Source organism: Faecalicatena contorta, assembly GCF_003149105.1.
Classification (GTDB): Bacteria; Bacillota; Clostridia; order Lachnospirales; family Lachnospiraceae; genus Muricomes; species Muricomes contortus_C.
In genome coordinates this window covers 565,245-584,370 of sequence record NZ_QGDS01000001.1, presented here as the reverse complement: position 1 = coordinate 584,370, position 19,126 = coordinate 565,245, and the positions used below count along the sequence as shown (strand labels likewise).

The window sequence follows — 19,126 nt, the reverse complement described above, 5'->3', positions numbered from 1 at the left end:
ACTACAAATAAAGGGCGTATGCGTGGCATTTCTATATGGGCAAAGAAAAGGAAAATGAAAGATTAAAGGAAAGGCTTGCATCTGCTGCAAGTATGCCTAAGGATGTTGTCCTGGGCGCAGCCGTCGTAACGATTATCGGAGCGGGGGAAGTCTGTATTGAAAATTACCGGGGCATCATAGAATACACCGATATATTGATTCGTGTACAGACGAAAGGATATCAGATTAAACTGCAGGGAAAGCATTTGCAGATAGAATATTATACCAATGATGAAATGAAGATAACAGGCAGGATAGTATCACTAGAATATTGTAAGTGAGGTAAGGAAACTGTGATTCAGTCAATTATTCGGTATATGCATGGTTATGTGAAAATCCGCGTGGAGGGCTACTCCCCGGAACGGTTTCTGAACTTGTGCAGCTATCATCAAATTTATATATGGGGACTTACACCTTGCGGTAATGCATATGAGATGTATATGAGCCTGAAAGGATTTCGAAAACTGAGGCCGATTGTCAGGAAGACACATACAAGAATTGTGCTTATCTTGAGAGTTGGCCTTCCTTTTTTTGTATATAAATACAGAAAAAGGAAGCTCTTTTTTCTGAGTCTTCTTCTCTGTTTGGGGCTGCTTTATCTATATTCCAGCTTTATCTGGGATATCCATTTTGAAGGCAATGAGAAATGGACCAACGAGACACTTCTGGAGTTTCTGGAAACGAAAGAGGTTTCACCCCATATGTTAAAAAGTAAGGTGGACTGTGCACAGATTGTAAAAGACATCCGAAAGGAGTATGATGATATTGTCTGGGTGTCTGCCTCCATAGACGGAAGCAGGCTCCGCATTCAGATAAAGGAAAATGAAGATACCTTCCGGGAGAAGGAAGATACTGGCGGAAATCAGGAAGAGACAAAACAGCCCACAGATTTGATTGCTGCCAAAGACGGAGTCATCACCAGTATTATTACCAGATCTGGTGTTCCCCAGGTCCATGTAGGCGATACAGTGTCTAAAGGAGATGTTCTGGTATCAGGCAGGGTTGAAGTAGTCAGTGACAGTCTGGAAGTGGTTGGTTATCAGTACCAGAAATCAGATGCAGATATATTTGCAGATACCCAAATGCATTATGAGGACACAATTAGTACAAAATATAAAAAGAAATATTATGAAAAGTCCCAAAAAAACCTATATTATGTTAAAATAGGGTCCTGGCTTTTATCTGCGGGGACTTTGAAAAACACCTATAAAGAGTGGGAACTGCATACCAGTGAGCACCAGTTGAAGCTGGGCGAAAGTTTTTATCTTCCTATATCTTATGGAAGGAAAGTTGTGAAATCTTACGATTCAAAGGAGAAGACACATACAAAAGAGGAACTCCAGAAGGAATTGAGCGAAAACTTCGAGCAATTTTCCAAAAAGTTACAGGAAAAAGGTATTCAAATTAAGGAAAATAGTGTTAAAATACACATAGACCAAAATGCAGCTACTGCTGTGGGGGAACTTTTTCTAAACGAGAGTATAACTGAGGAAGCTAATACAGAAATCATTGAAATTGAAAGGAACGAACAGGATGAGTCTGTCAGAACTGATGATTGATATACCGGCCGGGCATGAGAAGAATGTCTTCGGCCAGTTTGATGCATATGCAAAAAAGTTAGAACGCACCTTCCACGTCACACTGATTGCAAGAGATGGGGAAACAAAGATTTTAGGAGAAGGCTCCGCTGCCGAAAAGGTGAAGAGGGTTTTGGAACAGCTTACCGAGCTTTCACGCCGCGGAAATGGGATTACGGAGCAGAATGTGGATTATGCGATTTCTCTTGTGCTTGAGGACCAGGAGGCGGGACTTATAGAAATTGACCGGGATCTGATTTGCCATACGCTTCAGGGAAAACCGATTAAACCAAAGACTTTGGGGCAGAAGCGCTATGTGGATGCCATACGAAGCGGGATGGTTACGTTTGGACTGGGTCCGGCCGGAACCGGAAAGACCTATCTGGCAATGGCAATGGCAATTACGGCCTTCAAGCGGAATGAGGTCAGCCGCATTATTCTGACCCGGCCTGCCATTGAAGCCGGGGAGAAGTTAGGGTTCCTTCCGGGAGACCTGCAGAGTAAAATTGATCCTTATCTGCGGCCTTTGTATGATGCACTATACCAGATTATGGGGGCAGAAAGTTTTTTGAAGAATTCTGAAAAGGGATTGATTGAAGTGGCTCCTCTTGCCTATATGAGAGGCCGTACCCTGGACAATGCCTTTATCATACTGGATGAGGCCCAGAATACAACTCCTGCACAAATGAAGATGTTTTTGACCCGTATTGGATTTGGCTCAAAAGTAGTCATTACAGGAGATTCCACTCAGAAAGACCTGCCGCCCGGTGCTGCATCGGGACTGGACGTAGCGGTGAACGTGGTAAAAAACATTGAGGATATCAGCCTCTGTACACTAACAAGCAAGGACGTTGTGCGGCATCCGCTTGTGCAGAAAATTGTAAAAGCCTACGAGGATTATGAGAAAAAAGGAACGGGGCCGGAAAATAAATCAGGCTATAAACCGAGAAAGAACAATAAGAGGAGAAGATCATGAGTCTATACATGGAAGAAGAAGGGGATGTAACCTTACCCTTTGATACCGAAGAGACAGCAGAACTTGTTATCACGGCTGCTCTTGAATATGAGGGCTGTCCTTATGAGGCAGAAATTAACCTGCTGCTCACCACAGATGAGGATATCCAGGAAATGAACCATATGTTCCGCCAAATTGATAAAGTAACGGATGTGCTTTCTTTTCCCATGCTGGAATATGAGACCCCCGGAGATTTTTCTCCGCTGGAGGAGAATCCCCAAGGTGCCTTTAATCCTGAATCAGGGGAACTTATGTTGGGGGATATTGTTATTTCCAAGGATAAGGTTCTTTCCCAGGCAGAGGCCTATGGACACGCTCCGAGGCGGGAATATGCTTTTCTTATTGCACATAGTATGCTGCATTTATTTGGATATGACCATATGGAGGAGGAACAGCGCCTTACTATGGAAAAAAAGCAGAACGATATTTTAGAAAACATTCAGATATTGCGGTAACTGAATAGACGGAGGAGACATATGGCCGAGTCACATAAGCAAAAAAGAAGAAAAGATGATTTTCTGGTGCAGGGGGCAATTTTGGCAATTGCCGGTGTGATTACGAAAATCATCGGGGTTGTATACAGAATCCCACTGACAAATATTTTAGGGGATGAAGGGAATGGGTTTTACGGATATGCTTTTGAAGTTTATGCCCTGGCATTGATTCTTTCTTCCCTGAGTCTACCTACTGCCGTATCTAAACTGGTTTCGGCTAGAATGGCAATGAAGCAGCGCCGGAACGCTTTTAGGGTATTTCTTTGCTCTTTGGTGTTTTCAGTGGTAATCGGTGCTTTTTTTGCACTTATTATTTTTTTCGGGGCAGATCTAATTTCGGTTCATATAATGGAATCGCCACTAAGTGCTTATGCACTGAAGGTTTTGGCTCCTGGGCTCTTTATTGTTTCTATTCTTGGTGTACTGCGGGGGTATTTTCAGGGGCTGGGCACGATGGTTCCTACTGCAGTATCCCAGGTTATTGAACAGATTATTAATGCAGTGGTCAGCCTGCTCGGAGCGGGCATACTTTTTAAAATCGGGATGAAGGCTGCTGAAAAGCAGAATAATGAATTACTAGGTCCCGCTTACGGAGCAGCGGGGGCAACTCTTGGTACAATTATGGGAGCACTCTTTGGGCTTTTCTTTCTGGTCTTTGCTTTTTACGTGTACCGGGGGGTTATACACCGGCAGATTCGTACGGACAAGACAAGGCGCCAGGAAGACTACAGCCGGATACTCAAGATTTTGATACTGACTATTATTCCTGTGATTTTTAGTACTGCGATTTATAATATCAATCAATTACTGGATATGACCATCTTCAATAAAATTATGGCGGCTCAGGGATTTGCCGAGGAAAAATATATGGCGCTCCTGGGAATTTATTCCGGCAAGTATAATACACTTATAAATGTTCCTCTTGCAATGGCAAACGGGCTTGCGGCTTCTGTCATTCCAAGTATGACTAATGCAGTGGCAACGAACAACAGGCCGCAGGTTTACGAAAAAATCAGCCAGTCCCTTCGGTTCACTATGCTGATTGCGATTCCCTGCTTTGTAGGCTTTGTGGTACTTGCTTCCCCTCTTATGGTGCTTTTATTTAATGACCCCAGCCGTACTCCAGCTGCCATGCTGGCCCTTGGATCAATTACCCTAGTGCTGTACTGCCTGTCTACTGTTTCCAATTCAATTCTTCAGGGGTTGGACAGGATGTCAACACCTGCAAAAAATGCAGCCATTTCGCTGGTAATACATATCGTAGCCTTATTGATTATGCTGATTGTTTTTAAGTGGAATATTTATGCCCTGGTGGGAAGTAATATTGTGTTCGCACTGTGTATGTGCTTTTTGAATATGCGGGCGATCCATAAAGCAAGCGGCTACAGGCAGGAGGTAGAAAAGACTTTTGTGAAACCATTGCTGGCGGCAGTTATTATGGGAGTTGTCACCTATGCGGTGCATCTGGTACTGGATATTTTAATCGGCGGACGCTTTTTTGCTACAATGGTTGCCATATTAGTTGCAGTTATTGTCTATGGAGTAAGCGTATTGAAACTGGGAGTGCTTTCCATAGAAGATATCCGTGATTTACCTCGGGGAGCAAAAATACTGCGGTTATGCAGGAAGCTGCACCTGCTTCCAAGACAGTAATAGCCCATTCTATGGACAAATTTTTATAAAATGGTATAAAGCCGGTAAAAAAGCCAATACTGTATGAAAAAAGGAGTTGATCCTTATGAAGACGAAATACTGGGTTGGCCTTTTTGCAGGTGTTTTTCTGCTGGTTTCCATATTAGGTATTGGATATCAGCTGAGTTACCGGTATATGTTGGACAGGCAGGAGGCAAAAGCAGAACCAGAACAGACAACCGAAAGTATAACAACAAAAGGAAGTGCAACAAAAAATGAAGGGTATTATATCTGTGAGCTTCATGGATATGTTATCGTTTATTTATATGATAAAACAACGATTTATGAAGTCACCAATATCCCGGTGGCAAACCTGCCTGAGGATGTGCGGCAGGAAGTCGAAGATGGGAAATACATTGAGACAGAGGCAAAGGTATACGGATTTTTAGAGAATTATTCCAGTTAGGGAGAGAAAAATGAACGAACAAAAGATTAAGAGAATTAATGAATTGTACAGAAAATCAAAAGCTGAGGGGTTGACAGAATCTGAAAAGAAGGAGCAGAAGGTACTGCGTCAGGAATACATTGATTCTTTCAGGCGTAATCTGCGGGGGCAGCTTGACAGAATTGATATTCAGGAGAAGGACGGAACAATTGTAAACCTTGGTGAAAAATATGGAAACAAAGAAGGACATTAGATTAAAGATGAGAAGAGACAGGGCTGCGCTCACGCCTGAAGTGAGGCAGACCTGGAGTAATACTATTTTTAAGAAGGTAATCAGCCATCCGCTGTACAGACATGCCGGGGAAATTTATTGTTATGTTTCCTTTGGAGAAGAAGTATCTACCGGGGGGCTGATTTCTTATTCCCTGAAAATGGGAAAAAAGGTAGCAGTTCCTAAGATCATTGTGAATAATGGGACAAAAATGAAAATGGAGTTTTACTACATAGATAGTATGGAAGAACTGCAGGAAGGATATTATGGAATTATGGAGCCGCCTGCAAAGATAAAAGCTTGCGGAAAAGATGTTTTGGTTATCATGCCAGGGGTTGCATTTGATATACAGTGCAACAGGATTGGGTACGGGAAGGGATTTTATGACTCTTATTTAAGTGTACATCCTGATTACCGGAGAATTGCCCTTGCCTATGGGATGCAGTGCCTGAAATCTATTCCGGCTGGCGGACATGATATACGACCGGAAATTATAATAACAGAAGAGGAGAATTATATATGCTGACAAGACTTCCGGGTGACCCGGTTATTTTACTGAGCGTAATCAACACCAGGCTCAGGGACTATTATAAAACATTGGACGAACTGTGTGAGGATATGGAAATATCCCAAGAAGAGCTGACAGAGAAGCTGAAAACAATAGATTATGAATATAATGCTGCAAGAAACCAGTTTATATAAATTTGCTGATACAGCTTTCCTTAATTACAAATTTCAGGATTTTCCGTCGTATTTTTGTGTTTACTTAGCTCATCCCGAAAGTTATCTATGTAAGCAGCACCAAATTTGTGCATCATTTCCATAATTGGTACAATCTGCCTCCCTATTTCTGTAATTTCATATTCTACTTTAGGAGGAACGGTAGGGTATACGCGCCGGGTAATCAAGTGGTCCTCCTCCAGACTACGCAGTTGTTTTGTAAGCATTTTCTGAGTAACATCAGGCATGCGTTTTGAAATTTCATTATAGCGCAAGACTCTATCACTTAAAAACCATAAAATCATAATCTTCCATTTTCCGGAAAGCAGTTTATATGCCAAAACCATGGGACATAAATCGTCCTGTCTGCAAGTTTCTCTCATAAAGCAATTCTCGTGTTGGTTTGTATTTGTTTCCATGAGTATTTCTATACCTTTCTAATTTTCCAATAATTGGATATGCCATCGTAGTAGTCTGTCTAGTATGCGTAAACGTATGATTTCCAGTGTAAAGGGTATCCTAAAGGATACTTAAGAACTTTAAAGTACCTACTTGTAAATATAAAAAACATCCTTTAATATAAATGGGTGGTGACTTTGATTATTATATAAGAAATAGGGGGTTTTTGCAACACTTAATCGTTAAAAAACTAACGACGTTTCGTGTTGAAACCTATTTGATTTGCCATTATTTTTAATGGATGAGAGAAAATTCTAATATCAATTTAAGGTAAGCCAAGGAGAAAATACAATGAAGAGAGTAGTGATTATAGGGGCGGGCTATGCCGGCATCCTTACGGCAAAAAAAATTGCTAAAAAAATTAAAAAGCAGAAAAAACAGGGAGAGGTTGAAATTACGATCATTGATAAAAAGCCCTTCCATACAATGCTGACAGAGCTGCATGAAGTTGCTGCAGGAAGAGTAGACGAGGACAGCATTAAAATTAGTTTAAGCAAGGTGTTTGCAGGCAGAAAAGTAAATGTGAAGCTGGACACTGTAACAGAAGTAGATTTTGAAGCGAAGGTAGTAAAAGGCGAAGAAGCATCTTATGAATATGATTATCTGGTAATAGCATCCGGTTCCAAACCTACATTTTATGGTGTTCCAGGTGTAGAGGAATATACCTTCAAGCTTTGGTCTTATGAAGATGCTATTTTGCTGAAGGACCATATTTTAAATACATTCCGCAAAGCGGCTGTTGAAAAAAATGCCGAAGAACGGAAAAGAATGCTCACATTTTATGTAATAGGTGCAGGTTTTACCGGAGTGGAAATGATTGGTGAACTTGCAGAATATGTGCCAATTCTCTGCGAAAAGTTTGAAATTGACAGAAGTGAAGTGACCATGGTAAATGTGGATGGTTTGAGCAGACCGATTCCAAACCTTCCAGAAAAATTATCCGCAAAAGTTGCGAAAAGATTGAATAAAATGGGTGTACAGCTTTATATGAATGCCAGCGTAACCCATGTTACAGAGAATTCTATTACGTTAAAGTGTAATGGAAAAGAGGAAACAAGAAGCATAGGAACGGTAATCTGGGGTGCAGGAATCCAGAGCAGTGACATTGCGGCAGCTGCAGCCGATGCTTTAGAAAAACAAAGAGGCGGACGCATTCCGGTGGATAAGTATCTTCGTTCTACAAAGGATGAGTCTGTATATGTCATTGGAGATAATATGTACTATGTTCCTGAGGGAGCGGAAGTATCTGTTCCTCAGATGGTAGAAAACTGTGAGCAGAGTGCTGATGTTGCGGCTCATAATATTATCAGTGTTTTAACTGGAAAAGGTGAGATGGAAGAGTATAAACCTGCTTTCCATGGGGTAATGGTTTGTATCGGAGGCCGTTATGGAACAGCCCATGTGGGACTTCCGGGACATTTTTTCAGTCTGCCCTCCTTCCTTGCTATGTTTGCTAAGCACTTTATCAATATTATTTACTTCATTCAGGTACTGGGCTGGAATAAAATATTCAGCTACATAAAGCATGAATTTTTTACTGTACGCGATTGCAGAAGCTTTGTTGGCGGACATTTTTCTAACAGAACCCCCAGCTTCCTTCTCGTTCCACTGCGTTTCTGGCTGGGTGCAGTGTGGTTATTTGAAGGAATTATGAAGATTGTGGAAGGGTGGCTCAGTGAGCCGAAGCTGCAGGGATTTTTTGGCGGCGCTCAAGCATGGTATGACAGTATACTGAATGCTGGCGGCGGCGCAGCGGATGCGGTAAGCACAGCAACTACGGCGGCATCGAATGCAGCAGCGGCGGCAGATGCGGTGAGTTCAGCTACAGGTGCGGCAGGAGCAGCGGCAGATACGGCAGCTTCCGTGGGACACGTGATTTTTAATTGGAATATTTTAGGGCTTTTCAAAATGGTATTTGTCAGCGGAGCGGACCTTGCATCTTCAACTTTGAGCGATCTTGCTTTCAGGCTGGATGTTCCCCTTATGAACTGGTTTGTAGATAAAGCGATTCTTCCTCATGACGGGGTACAGATAGCAATGCAGGTTTTCATCGTTATTGCGGAAATTTTAATCGGGCTTGCGCTGATGGGAGGACTCTTTACTTCTCCGGCAGCGGCGGTATCCCTGGTTTTGCAGTTCATGTTCGTATGCACCACAGGATTATATCTGGGAACCTTCTGGATGATTTTTGCGGGTATTGCGGTATTGATAGGAGCAGGAAGAACAATTGGTCTTGATTACTATGCGATGCCGGCTTTAAAGAAATGGTGGAGAAAGCTGCCTCTGATCCGGAAACTGTATCTGTATCAGGACTAGAAAAGATATGAGGGATGCAATGGAGAAATTAACATACGAGGAGTCCTATGAGCTTGTAAAGGAAGAAATTCGAAAGGCTCTTACAAGTTCTCCCCGCATAATCAACGAATATTTAACTCATTTATCCGTATCACAGGGGAAAATGATTCGTGCAGTCTCCGTACTGATTTGTGCACAGGACAGTGAAGGAAAGATAAATCCCGATGCAGTATACGGGGCGGCGGCAATTGAAATCATTCATCTGGCATCTCTGGTTCATGATGATGTCATTGATAATGCGGATTTGAGAAGAGGAAAAGAAACCCTTCAGAAAAAATATGGGAAGCGGACTGCGGTTATTTGCGGAGATTATCTTTTGAGTCTTGCTCTGAAAATGGCTGCAGCCATCCCAAACCGGAAAGAGTATGCGGATATAGATTTGCCTGATTATATAAGCAGGCTATGTCTGGGAGAACTGTTACAGCATATAAACAATAAAAATTTAAATCTGACAGTTTTTGAATATATTAAAATCATATCGGGAAAGACAGCAGCTCTTTTTGAGGCATCTTTCCTGACAGGAGCTATTTTAGGTGGCTATTCTCCCGCAGAGGTTAAGAAATACAGAAAGATTGGAAATTATGCGGGTTTGATTTTTCAGCTGCAGGATGACTGTCTGGACTTTGATAAAACAATAGAACAGGCCAAAAAGCCGGTTCAGTCGGATTATGAGCAAGGGGTCATCACCCTTCCTTTGATTCATGCTTTAGAGCGGCTGCCAGATTTTAAAAAGAAAGCAATTGACGATGGTATAGCAAGAGCAGATATCAATCAGGCAGTAGAAAAAGCCGGAGGCCTGGATTACACGAAGCAGGTTATCGGCCGGTATTATAAAAAAGCGGAGCGCTATATAAACAAGCTGGATGTGACAGAAGAAAAACGGGATAGAGTGGCCGCAATCGTAAAGAAGGCAACCGGAATGAAAGTGGAACTATAGGGGGAGGAACAGATAGATTGCTTGCAAAATTTTTTGATTATACAGAGATTAAAACGAAGATTACAAGTACGTTTACGTTTCTTCTGACCATAGGCTTTCTTTTATATCAGAGACAGGAGATATATTGGGGAAAGACACTGGTGTTTTTTGCAGGAATGTTTTTCTTCGACCTGACAACTACCGCGATTAACAATTATATTGACTCTAAAGATAACGGTCAGGTTCTTGCCTTTGGAAGAAAGCAGGCACTTTTGATTATTTACGTTTTGTTTGGAATCAGCACTGCTGCAGGCCTTTATCTTGCCTATTTAACTGATTTGGTAGTCTTGGTTACCGGGGGAATCTGTTTCCTTTTCGGGGTGTTTTACACATATGGTCCTCTGCCGATTTCCAGAATGCCACTTGGAGAAGTGATATCCGGATTCTTTTATGGAGTGATAATCCCGTTTATACTAATGTATATCAATTCACCCAAAGGAACTTTTTTGACCTACGGACTGAGTTGGGAAACTGTATCCTTGTCGGTACATGTCATTCCATTACTGACACTGATTCTTTTTTCCATTACGCCTTTTGCGGTAACAGCAAATATTATGCTGGCCAACAATATTTGTGATTTGGAAAAAGATATTGCGGTAAAGCGGCATACCCTGCCCTATTATATCGGGAAGAAAGCACTTCTTCTGTTTGCGGGGCTTTATTATTTGACGTATATTTCTATGATTTTGATGGTAATATTTGGGGTTCTTCCTCCGGTGGCTCTGCTTTCACTGTTTACCATCATACTGGTACAAAAAAATATCCGTGCCTTTTGGAAAAAGCAGGAAAAGAGTACCACGTTTAATCTCAGCATTATAAATTTTATTCTTATTATGGGTGGTAACACCCTGGCTATCTTTTTAGCCGTGATTCTTGACAGAATCTGATATCTTATTGAACATTAGCAGTTCAATAAGTATGATATGTTATTCGTCCGGAAAACCGGATTGAAATAAAGAAATAGCCGTATTAACGGCGTAAAATGGAGGTATTTTTATGAAAAAACTAGTAGCTTTATTACTCTGTGTAACTTTAGCAGCAGGAGCACTTACTGCATGTGGAGGTAAGAAAACAGAAGACACAAAGACAGACACTGCAAAGACGGAAGACACAAAGACGGAAGATACCAGTGCAGACGCTGCAAAGACTGGACTTTCAGTAACTACATCAATTGCAAAGTCAACACCGGCAGGTGAAGAAGACGGACTGGCACAGGTAGATTCTACAATCGTAGCTGTACTTGTTGATGGCGATGGTAAAATTCTGGATTGCAAAATCGATGCAGCTCAGACAAAAATTAACTTTTCAGCAGAAGGGAAGCTTTTGACTGATAAGGCAACCACATTTGAATCAAAACAAGAGCTGGGAACTGATTATGGTATGGGAAAAGCTTCTTCTATCGGTAAAGAATGGAACGAGCAGGCAGATGCTTTTGCTGAATATGTAGTAGGGAAAACAGTAGATGAAGTAAAAGGAATCGCTGTAAATGAAGAGGGATTGGCTACAGAAGAAGATTTGACAGCTTCCGTAACTATCCACGTTGGCGACTTTATTGCTGCAGTTGAGAAAGCCGTAGCAAATGCAAAGGATTTAGGGGCAGCAAGCACAGATAAACTTGGTTTAGGCGTTACTACTGAAATGTCAAAATCTACAGATGCAACTGCTGAGGAAGAAGGTCTGGCACAGGCATATTCTATGTATTCTGTTGTAACTACAGATGGAGATGGTAAAATTACGAGCTGCTACGTAGATGCATCTCAGGGTGAAGTGAACTTTGATACAAAAGGAGTTATTACTTCTGATTTGACAGCAGCAGTTGCAACAAAACAGGAACTGGGCGATGATTATGGTATGAAGAAGGCTTCCTCTATTGGAAAAGAGTGGTTTGAGCAGGCAGATGCTTTTTCTGGATATGTAACAGGGAAAACAGCTTCTGAGGTTAGCGGAATCGCTGTAAACGAAGAAGGTCTGGCTTCAGACGCCGATCTGATTTCCTCTGTAACTGTACATGTGTCACCATTTATAACCGTAGTTGAAAAGGCTGCAACGAACGCGAAATAGTAGTAAGTACGCAGGAAATGAATTTCGGGGGATGCATTATTTCCAAGAAAGCAGAGTGCCAGGGGACATGCTTGCATGTCCGTTTGGCGGCTGCCCGTGGGAAAATAGTGCATCCCGTTTCATATGATAAGGTTTTAGACTAACTTTTATTAGAGGTAGATGAGGCATGAAGATGGGAAGAAAAACAACAGCATTTTTATTGGGTGTTCTGATAGTATTGATGCTGCCGGCTTGTTCGGCAACTACTGAAAAACGCTATGAGGCCAGTTTCCTAGAGCTGTTTGATACGGCAAGTGTAATTGTGGGATATGCAAAAAGCGAGGATGAGTTTGCAAAATACAGCCAAAAGGTTTATGATGAGCTAGAAGTATATAATAAGCTTTTTGATATTTACAACGATTATGATGGTATCAATAATATCAAAACAATCAATGATAATGCAGGAATAAAGGCTGTGAAAGTGGATAAGAAAATCATAGACCTCCTTTCTTTTTCCAGAGAAATGTACGAAGAGACAGACGGAAAGGTAAATATCGCCTTCGGGGCGGTGCTTTCTCTATGGCATGATCACCGGACAGCAGGTTTAGATGACCCGGAGAAGGCAACCCTTCCGGCTTATGAAGAACTAGAGGCACGGAATCAGCATATCGATATAGAGCATATGGTTATTGACGAAGAGGCATCCACTGTTTATTTGCAGGACCCTGAAATGAGTCTGGATGTGGGGGCTATAGCGAAGGGCTATGCAGTAGAAAAAGTGGCACAGTTCATACAGAAAGAGGGCCTTAAGGATGGGATGGTGTCCGTAGGAGGTAATGTAAAAACATTTGGAAACAAATACGATGAGAAGGGTAAGAAAGTTCCCTGGACTGTGGGAATTCAAAATCCGGATTTGTCCAGTGACCAAAAGTCCCTTTATAATTTGGGTCTGTCAGGATATTCACTTGTAACCAGCGGTGTCTATGAGCGTTATTATACTGTGGACGGAAAGCAGTACCATCATATTATTGACCCGGAAACATTGATGCCGGCAGAATATTTTCTTTCTGTATCCATCATATGTGAAGACTCAGGCATGGCGGATGCCCTTTCTACGGCAGTGTTTAATATACCTTATGAGGAAGGAAGCAAGATGGTGGAAGGACTGGATGGAGTAGAAACACTGTGGGTATTTTCGGATCATACTATGAAATACAGCAGTGGCTTTGAAAAATGGTGTAATTATGATAAAGAAAAATGATTTGATACTTGCCGGAATAATTCTTATTCTTGCTCTTGCAGCCGTACTTTTTATTACCTTAACAAAGAAAGAGGGCGGTGAGGTTGTAGTGACCGTAGATGGAAAAGTGTATAAAACATTGCCCCTTGATAAGGATACGACTCTGTCTATTGAAGAGGAGTCCGGACATTACAATGTGCTGGAAATCAAAGATGGAGAGGTCAGGATGAGAGAAGCTAACTGCCCTGATAAGATTTGCGTGAAGCATAGAGCTATACATTACAACCGTGAATCCATTGTATGTCTTCCCAATAAAGTGACGGTAGAGATTCGCGGCGGGAAAGAAAATGACATCGATATTATGGCTAATTAATAAGGAGTACCCATGAAAACCAGAAATGTAGCAACCTATGGAATGCTGATTGCATTGGCATTTATTTTAAGTTACATAGAAAGCATCATACCAGTTCCCGTGCCGGTCCCGGGAATTAAGCTGGGACTTGCTAATTTAGTTGTAGTTACCGCTTTATTTTTAATGGGGCCAAAACAAGCATTTGTGCTGTCCATGGTCAGGATTGTTTTGGTGGGCCTTACCTTCGGAAATTTCTCCACAATGTTGTTTAGCTTTGGAGGCGGACTGCTTAGCTGGCTGCTCATGGCGGCTGCAAAAAAATGGAAAAAATTTTCTATAACGGGCGTGAGCATTCTGGGAGGAATCGGTCATAATACAGGGCAGATTCTGGTTGCTATGTGGGTAGTAAACAACAGTGTCATTGTATATTATCTTCCTTTTTTAATTATTTCAGGTCTTGTTACAGGTGCCGCAATTGGAATCGTAGGAGCATTGATTATAAACAATATAAAAAAGATTGATTTTACGAAGAATTAAACCTAAATTGCTTTGTCCTTGTAAAGGGTGGTTGTGGGCTCGGGTCATAAAGGCCTCATTAAAATAGAAGCTCCAACCGTCCTTTTTGCATGTCTATGGATAATATTGCAAATATAAACCTATAAAGCATATTGACAAAGAAGGCTATGATTAATATAATATATTAAACATATAAGCATAATGCGTTTTGAGGATTGTACAGAACATATCCAATGAATCAGAAAAGGAGATAGAATGGTTGTAGAAAACATAGAGCGTCTAAAAGAAATCTACAGGAACGAAATTAGTCATTTTCAAGAAATAGGACATCAATTTGTAAGCGGAAAAATAACAAGTGGTGAGTTTAAAGGTGTGTCAGGGGGAATGGGCGTATATGCCCAGAGGGGCGGAGAAAAATTTATGATTCGCCTTAGGATATTATCCGGCGTAATGCCGCTTGAAACGCTAGAATTGATCCGAGATTTTTGCAACGACTATTCCTTACCTAGTATCCACCTGACTACACGTCAGGCAGTGCAGTTACATAATTTGGCCTTCGATGATGTCATAGGAATCATGAGTAAAAGCTTAGAACATAATTTGTTCACACGTGGAGGCGGTGGAAATTATCCAAGAAATGTATCCCTATCTCCACTTTCGGGCGTAGAAGAGGAAGGGTTTGATGTGACCCCCTATGCCATTATGGTGAATGAATACTTTGTATCCAGAATGAGCAGCTATAAATTGCCTAGAAAGTTTAAAGTTGCATTTTCCAATAACTCAAAAGACACCGCCAACGCCACGATTGCTGATCTGGGGTTTTTAGCTGTCCATCGGGATGGGAAAGAATATTTTCAAATATATCTAGGCGGCAGTTTAGGAGCTAATGGGGATATTGCACTGCCTTATGAAGCATTGGCAGAACCAAAAGATATATTGTATCATGTAGAAGCTGCCCTTCGTTTGTTTGTGGCAGAAGGGGATTTTGAAAACAAAGCAAAAGCCCGTATGAGATTTATAGTAAAACGAATGGGTAAAGAACAATTCCTAAAGGCTTATAAAAAGGTTCTTGAAAAAGTAAAGGAGTCGGAGGTTTTAGAAACTGAATGTAAGGGAGACTCTCAGTTGAAGCTTAAGAAGCTGCCATATGAAAGGCTGGAAGGGAGAAATATCATCGCTCAGAAGCAAGAGGGGTATTTTTCTTTTGTAGTGCATCCTCAGGGCGGCTTACTGGATACAAGAATTTTAAATGATATTGTATCTTATCTGAAAAAGAGTCCTCAGGTTCAGGTGCGGCTATCCATGGAAGAAAGTATGTATATTCGAAACTTGACAGCAGGGCAAGTCAAAGATTTATTGGACATCACTAAAGAAATAAATCAAACGACCAGACTTCGTCAAAGCATCTGCTGTATTGGCGTTCCGACTTGTCAAATCGGAATTCAAAACAGCCAAAAGCTGCTAAACGAAATAATTTCTTATCTTGAAGATCAAAACCTTAAAGAAGACATCCTGCCAGCTCTTCATATATCCGGCTGTGTCAATTCATGCTCCAGGCACCAGGTAAATGAAATTGGATTTCAAGGGAAGAAAAAACGAGTCCAGGATGTGGCAGTAGATGTATATAGCCTATACATGGGAGGAAAAGTCGGGGAGGAACAGACTTGCCTGGCCAAAAACTATGGCGATTTGCCGGCTGACAGAATTCCAGCTTTTTTATATGAATTAGCTTTGGAATTAAAGGGCAGAGGATTGGAATTTAGAGAGTATCTGCTGCATCATGAGGAGCAGCTGATAAAAATTCTTGCAAAATATGTAATTTGAATTCACACTGAGAGATTGATGCAAAATACGTATCAATCTCTTTTTCATATAAGTAGAAGATTTCTCCAAATTTTCTATTCTTCGATGCTGTGTAAATCTTGTTTTCGTTGAAAAAACAAGATTTATGAAGTATAATGTATAAGCGTATTCAAAAGAAAGGACCATATATAATGATTGACAGAACAAAGAATGAAGAATTTGAAAAAATTCTGGAAATGATAGATATTACAAAACCTGCACCGGCTGAAGAACCCCAGAGACAATATTATTTTATTGCCAAAGCGAGAGAGTATGTGGCAGAGAAAGTCCGGGAGGCAGGGCGTCCTCTGACTTTTTGCGTTACCACTTTTGGCTGTCAGATGAATGCAAGAGATTCTGAAAAGCTGACCGGTATTTTAGAGCAGATTGGCTATCAGGAAGAAGCGGATGAGGAAAAAGCAGATTTTGTCATCTACAACACCTGCACAGTCCGGGAAAATGCGAATCAGAGAGTTTATGGAAGAATTGGACAACTGAACCGTGTGAAAAGGCAGAATCCCCACATGCTGGTAGGTCTCTGCGGCTGTATGATGCAGGAGACAGCGGTTGTGGAGAAGCTGAAAAAAAGTTACCGGTTTGTAGACTTGATTTTCGGAACCCATAATATTTATAAGTTTGCAGAGCTCATCGTAACCCGCATGGAATCTGAGCGTATGGTAATTGATATTTGGAAGGACACAGACAAAATTGTGGAGGACCTTCCCAGTGAAAGGAAATTTTCCTTTAAATCAGGAGTAAATATTATGTTTGGCTGCAATAATTTTTGCAGTTATTGTATTGTTCCTTATGTACGGGGAAGAGAGAGAAGCCGCAGCCCAAAGGATATCATCAGGGAGATTGAAGAACTGGTATCTGACGGTGTAGTGGAGATTATGCTGTTGGGGCAAAATGTAAACTCTTATGGGAAAACGTTGGATGTTCCTATGAGTTTTGCAGAACTTCTGCAGGAGATTGAGAAAATTGAAGGACTTGAGAGAATTCGTTTTATGACATCTCATCCAAAAGACTTGTCTGACGAGCTGATTGAAGTAATGGGGAACTCTAAAAAGATATGCAAACATCTGCACCTGCCTTTTCAGTCGGGCAGCACCCGTATTCTGGATCAGATGAACCGCAGATATACTAAGGAACATTACTTAGGGCTGGTGGATAAAATACGTGCAGCTGTACCAGATATTTCCCTGACTACAGATATTATCGTAGGATTTCCCGGGGAGACAGAAGAGGATTTCCTGGAAACTCTGGATGTGGTCAGGAAAGTGCGTTATGACAGCGCATTTACCTTCATTTATTCTAAGCGGACCGGAACTCCCGCAGCAGCGATGGAAGAACAAACTCCCGAAGCCGTGGTGAAGGACAGGTTTAACCGCCTTCTCTCAGAAGTACAGAAGATATCCAGTGAAGTATGCAGTGTTTACGCAAATACCGTCCAGGGTGTATTGGTGGAGGGGGTAAATGACCATGATGGTTCACTCATGACCGGAAGAATGAGCAACAATCTTCTGGTTCATTTTCCGGGAGATGAAAGCCTGATCGGAAAAATCATTGATGTAGAGTTAAAAGAATGCAAAGGCTTTTATTACATTGGAGAAATGGTTAAGAAATAAATTCCAATCATATTTCATATAAAAACGTCCAAACTATATATCAGTATATATAGGAGGGCGTTTTTCTGTGAAGAAATTGAGTGAATATTTATTTCTTTGGACACTGGGCGGTTCAATTTATTATACATTTGAGATGGTATTCAGAGGATTCTCTCACTGGTCTATGTTTGCTTTGGGCGGGGTGTGCATGGTGTTTTTTGCACAGCAGGGTCTCTGGATGAAATGGGCAGATCCACTATGGCTTCAGGTAATCCGCTGTGCATTGTTTGTGACTGCAGGAGAATTTATCACAGGAATCATTGTGAATAAATGGATGGGCTGGAATGTATGGGATTATTCGGACCAGGTCTTCCATCTTTTTGGACAGATTTGTGCACCCTTTGCAATTCTATTTTCTGGCATGTGTGCCCTGGGGATTTTCATGACCGGATATTTGTTGTACTGGCTGTATGGAGAGGTGAAGCCACAGTTCCATGTGCTGTAAGTCCGATCAGGCTCCTTTATTTTAGTCTTAAAAATGGACAGCTTTCTCTGAGAGAAGGAGAGCTGTCTTCCAGAAAAAATAAAAAGGTTGATAAAAGCCAATATTTACACTGCTTTTATCAACCTTTTTAGGATTAGATCAATATTTATACAAGAGCGCTTCCCCCGTCAACAATAATAAACTGTCCCTGTACATAACTGGAGGCATCACTGGAGAGGTAAAGAATTGTTCCGTTAAGCTCTCCGCGGCTGCCTGGACGCCCTGCGGGATTTGCATAATTATAGCTCTTTAAAAACTCTTCAGATTTGAATAAAGTCTGGCTTGTCATTTCACTTTCAAAGAGTGCCGGCCCAATGGCATTTACCGTAATACCGTATCTTGCGTAGGAAGCGGCCATACCTCTTGTCAGGCCCACAACTGCAGCCTTAGAAGAATTATAGGAATGCCTGATGAATACGTCCGATTTATCAGCTATAACTGCGTTAATAGATGCAATATTGACAATTTTTCCATATTCCCTGTCTTTCATGTGAGGAATCACATACTTGCTTGCTAAAAAAATACCTTTTACATTTGTGTCAAAGGACTTATCCCAGTCTTCCACTGTCATACTGTCTACGCCGCCCCTAACCGCAATTCCGGCATTATTCAGCAGAATATCAATGTGTCCTAAATCATTCAGAACTTTATCAATCGCTGCTTTTACACTTTCCTCATTTGTGACATCACAAGCTGCCACCACCGCTTTTCTGCCTGTTTTTTCAATTTCAGCCTTTACAGCGTCCAATTTTTCCACACGTCTTGCAAGTAATGCCACATCCGCCCCTGCATTCGCATAGGCAAGTGCCGCGTCTGCCCCCAAGCCTGAACTTGCACCCGTTATGACTGCTACTTTTCCTGTCAAATCAAAAAAATCATTCATTTTCCTACATCCTTTCTTTTTGCTTTTATAGTTGTTGTGTCCATTCTACACCTAACTTTATAAAACGTCTACAGTTGTCATCTTAAGGGCGGACAAATTTAAAAATCCCTTTCATAACT

21 protein-coding genes are annotated in these 19,126 nt (G+C 41.4%); 19 read left to right on the top strand and 2 right to left on the bottom strand.

Going from position 1 to position 19,126, the window contains the following annotated elements:
* Nucleotides 1–35: 35 nt before the first annotated feature.
* From A8805_RS02795 to A8805_RS02755, 9 genes are all read left to right on the top strand, one after another.
* Nucleotides 36–320 carry a YabP/YqfC family sporulation protein gene (locus A8805_RS02795; protein WP_109708668.1) on the top strand — a complete coding sequence of 95 codons (285 nt, stop codon included), beginning with the start codon at nucleotides 36–38 and terminating at the stop codon, nucleotides 318–320.
* A gap of 12 nt (nucleotides 321–332) precedes the next feature.
* Entirely contained in the window at nucleotides 333–1,598 is a 1,266-nt protein-coding gene (locus A8805_RS02790) for a sporulation protein YqfD (RefSeq protein ID WP_181392716.1), read from the top strand.
* A complete protein-coding gene (locus A8805_RS02785; RefSeq protein ID WP_109708667.1) occupies nucleotides 1,573–2,592 on the top strand; it encodes a PhoH family protein in 1,020 nt (339 codons plus the stop codon). The genes A8805_RS02790 and A8805_RS02785 overlap by 26 nt, the downstream gene beginning before the upstream one ends.
* Nucleotides 2,589–3,086 carry an rRNA maturation RNase YbeY gene (gene ybeY, locus A8805_RS02780; protein ID WP_109708666.1) on the top strand — a complete coding sequence of 166 codons (498 nt, stop codon included), beginning with the start codon at nucleotides 2,589–2,591 and terminating at the stop codon, nucleotides 3,084–3,086. The genes A8805_RS02785 and ybeY overlap by 4 nt, the downstream gene beginning before the upstream one ends.
* A gap of 21 nt (nucleotides 3,087–3,107) precedes the next feature.
* Nucleotides 3,108–4,778, top strand: coding sequence for a putative polysaccharide biosynthesis protein (locus A8805_RS02775; protein WP_109708665.1), 1,671 nt, complete (start codon nucleotides 3,108–3,110; stop codon nucleotides 4,776–4,778).
* Between the two features lie 85 nt (nucleotides 4,779–4,863).
* A complete protein-coding gene (locus A8805_RS02770; RefSeq protein WP_109708664.1) occupies nucleotides 4,864–5,223 on the top strand; it encodes a hypothetical protein in 360 nt (119 codons plus the stop codon).
* Between the two features lie 10 nt (nucleotides 5,224–5,233).
* Entirely contained in the window at nucleotides 5,234–5,455 is a 222-nt protein-coding gene (locus tag A8805_RS02765; protein WP_109708663.1) for a DUF896 domain-containing protein, read from the top strand.
* Between the two features lie 7 nt (nucleotides 5,456–5,462).
* Nucleotides 5,463–5,999: a 5-formyltetrahydrofolate cyclo-ligase gene (locus A8805_RS02760; RefSeq protein ID WP_207657667.1), complete on the top strand. Its 537-nt coding sequence runs from the start codon at nucleotides 5,463–5,465 to the stop codon at nucleotides 5,997–5,999.
* Nucleotides 5,993–6,175, top strand: coding sequence for a DUF4250 domain-containing protein (locus A8805_RS02755; protein ID WP_109708661.1), 183 nt, complete (start codon nucleotides 5,993–5,995; stop codon nucleotides 6,173–6,175). The genes A8805_RS02760 and A8805_RS02755 overlap by 7 nt, the downstream gene beginning before the upstream one ends.
* A 20-nt stretch (nucleotides 6,176–6,195) precedes the next feature.
* Here the strand turns inward: A8805_RS02755 and A8805_RS02750 are convergent, their stop codons facing one another.
* A complete protein-coding gene (locus A8805_RS02750; RefSeq protein WP_242992238.1) occupies nucleotides 6,196–6,576 on the bottom strand; it encodes a winged helix-turn-helix transcriptional regulator in 381 nt (126 codons plus the stop codon).
* A gap of 367 nt (nucleotides 6,577–6,943) precedes the next feature.
* Between A8805_RS02750 and A8805_RS02745 the strand changes: the two genes are divergently transcribed.
* The 10 genes from A8805_RS02745 to A8805_RS02700 all read left to right on the top strand — a co-directional run bounded on the left by A8805_RS02745 (nucleotide 6,944) and on the right by A8805_RS02700 (nucleotide 18,085).
* Nucleotides 6,944–8,968, top strand: coding sequence for an NAD(P)/FAD-dependent oxidoreductase (locus tag A8805_RS02745; protein ID WP_109708659.1), 2,025 nt, complete (start codon nucleotides 6,944–6,946; stop codon nucleotides 8,966–8,968).
* Between the two features lie 19 nt (nucleotides 8,969–8,987).
* On the top strand, nucleotides 8,988–9,944 hold the full coding sequence (locus tag A8805_RS02740) for a polyprenyl synthetase family protein (RefSeq protein WP_242992237.1): 957 nt from the start codon (nucleotides 8,988–8,990) through the stop codon (nucleotides 9,942–9,944).
* Nucleotides 9,945–9,961: 17 nt separating this feature from the next.
* Nucleotides 9,962–10,870: a UbiA family prenyltransferase gene (locus A8805_RS02735; RefSeq protein ID WP_109708657.1), complete on the top strand. Its 909-nt coding sequence runs from the start codon at nucleotides 9,962–9,964 to the stop codon at nucleotides 10,868–10,870.
* 109 nt (nucleotides 10,871–10,979) lie between these two features.
* Nucleotides 10,980–12,044 (top strand): hypothetical protein, encoded by a 1,065-nt coding sequence (locus A8805_RS02730; RefSeq protein WP_109708656.1) that lies wholly within the window; start codon nucleotides 10,980–10,982, stop codon nucleotides 12,042–12,044.
* 172 nt (nucleotides 12,045–12,216) lie between these two features.
* Nucleotides 12,217–13,284: an FAD:protein FMN transferase gene (locus tag A8805_RS02725; protein WP_242992235.1), complete on the top strand. Its 1,068-nt coding sequence runs from the start codon at nucleotides 12,217–12,219 to the stop codon at nucleotides 13,282–13,284.
* The gene (locus A8805_RS02720) at nucleotides 13,268–13,636 is read left to right on the top strand and encodes a NusG domain II-containing protein (protein ID WP_242992233.1); all 369 of its coding nucleotides are present in this window, start codon (nucleotides 13,268–13,270) and stop codon (nucleotides 13,634–13,636) included. The genes A8805_RS02725 and A8805_RS02720 overlap by 17 nt, the downstream gene beginning before the upstream one ends.
* A 12-nt stretch (nucleotides 13,637–13,648) precedes the next feature.
* On the top strand, nucleotides 13,649–14,152 hold the full coding sequence (locus A8805_RS02715; protein ID WP_109708654.1) for a Gx transporter family protein: 504 nt from the start codon (nucleotides 13,649–13,651) through the stop codon (nucleotides 14,150–14,152).
* A 234-nt stretch (nucleotides 14,153–14,386) separates the two neighbouring features.
* Complete coding sequence (locus A8805_RS02710) at nucleotides 14,387–15,955, top strand: nitrite/sulfite reductase (RefSeq protein ID WP_109708653.1); 1,569 nt, start codon at nucleotides 14,387–14,389, stop codon at nucleotides 15,953–15,955.
* Between the two features lie 215 nt (nucleotides 15,956–16,170).
* Nucleotides 16,171–17,601, top strand: coding sequence for a tRNA (N6-isopentenyl adenosine(37)-C2)-methylthiotransferase MiaB (miaB, locus tag A8805_RS02705; RefSeq protein ID WP_420319462.1), 1,431 nt, complete (start codon nucleotides 16,171–16,173; stop codon nucleotides 17,599–17,601).
* A gap of 67 nt (nucleotides 17,602–17,668) precedes the next feature.
* On the top strand, nucleotides 17,669–18,085 hold the full coding sequence (locus tag A8805_RS02700; protein ID WP_109708652.1) for a putative ABC transporter permease: 417 nt from the start codon (nucleotides 17,669–17,671) through the stop codon (nucleotides 18,083–18,085).
* A 145-nt stretch (nucleotides 18,086–18,230) separates the two neighbouring features.
* On the opposite strand, the gene A8805_RS02695 is transcribed toward A8805_RS02700, so the two are convergent.
* Complete coding sequence (locus tag A8805_RS02695; RefSeq protein ID WP_109708651.1) at nucleotides 18,231–19,007, bottom strand: SDR family NAD(P)-dependent oxidoreductase; 777 nt, start codon at nucleotides 19,005–19,007, stop codon at nucleotides 18,231–18,233.
* Nucleotides 19,008–19,126: the final 119 nt, after the last annotated feature.

Coding starts and splice junctions, on each gene's coding strand:
- A8805_RS02775 (WP_109708665.1), top strand. CDS start 3,108: ATGGCCGAGTCACATAAGCAAAAAAGAAGAAAAGATGATTTTCTGGTG.
- A8805_RS02710 (WP_109708653.1), top strand. CDS start 14,387: ATGGTTGTAGAAAACATAGAGCGTCTAAAAGAAATCTACAGGAACGAA.
- A8805_RS02770 (WP_109708664.1), top strand. CDS start 4,864: ATGAAGACGAAATACTGGGTTGGCCTTTTTGCAGGTGTTTTTCTGCTG.
- A8805_RS02695 (WP_109708651.1), bottom strand. CDS start 19,007: ATGAATGATTTTTTTGATTTGACAGGAAAAGTAGCAGTCATAACGGGT.
- A8805_RS02730 (WP_109708656.1), top strand. CDS start 10,980: ATGAAAAAACTAGTAGCTTTATTACTCTGTGTAACTTTAGCAGCAGGA.
- A8805_RS02785 (WP_109708667.1), top strand. CDS start 1,573: ATGAGTCTGTCAGAACTGATGATTGATATACCGGCCGGGCATGAGAAG.
- A8805_RS02755 (WP_109708661.1), top strand. CDS start 5,993: ATGCTGACAAGACTTCCGGGTGACCCGGTTATTTTACTGAGCGTAATC.
- A8805_RS02745 (WP_109708659.1), top strand. CDS start 6,944: ATGAAGAGAGTAGTGATTATAGGGGCGGGCTATGCCGGCATCCTTACG.
- A8805_RS02765 (WP_109708663.1), top strand. CDS start 5,234: ATGAACGAACAAAAGATTAAGAGAATTAATGAATTGTACAGAAAATCA.
- miaB (WP_420319462.1), top strand. CDS start 16,171: ATGATAGATATTACAAAACCTGCACCGGCTGAAGAACCCCAGAGACAA.
- A8805_RS02725 (WP_242992235.1), top strand. CDS start 12,217: ATGGGAAGAAAAACAACAGCATTTTTATTGGGTGTTCTGATAGTATTG.
- A8805_RS02795 (WP_109708668.1), top strand. CDS start 36: ATGGGCAAAGAAAAGGAAAATGAAAGATTAAAGGAAAGGCTTGCATCT.
- A8805_RS02740 (WP_242992237.1), top strand. CDS start 8,988: ATGGAGAAATTAACATACGAGGAGTCCTATGAGCTTGTAAAGGAAGAA.
- A8805_RS02760 (WP_207657667.1), top strand. CDS start 5,463: ATGAGAAGAGACAGGGCTGCGCTCACGCCTGAAGTGAGGCAGACCTGG.
- A8805_RS02715 (WP_109708654.1), top strand. CDS start 13,649: ATGAAAACCAGAAATGTAGCAACCTATGGAATGCTGATTGCATTGGCA.
- A8805_RS02720 (WP_242992233.1), top strand. CDS start 13,268: ATGATAAAGAAAAATGATTTGATACTTGCCGGAATAATTCTTATTCTT.
- A8805_RS02750 (WP_242992238.1), bottom strand. CDS start 6,576: ATGAGAGAAACTTGCAGACAGGACGATTTATGTCCCATGGTTTTGGCA.
- ybeY (WP_109708666.1), top strand. CDS start 2,589: ATGAGTCTATACATGGAAGAAGAAGGGGATGTAACCTTACCCTTTGAT.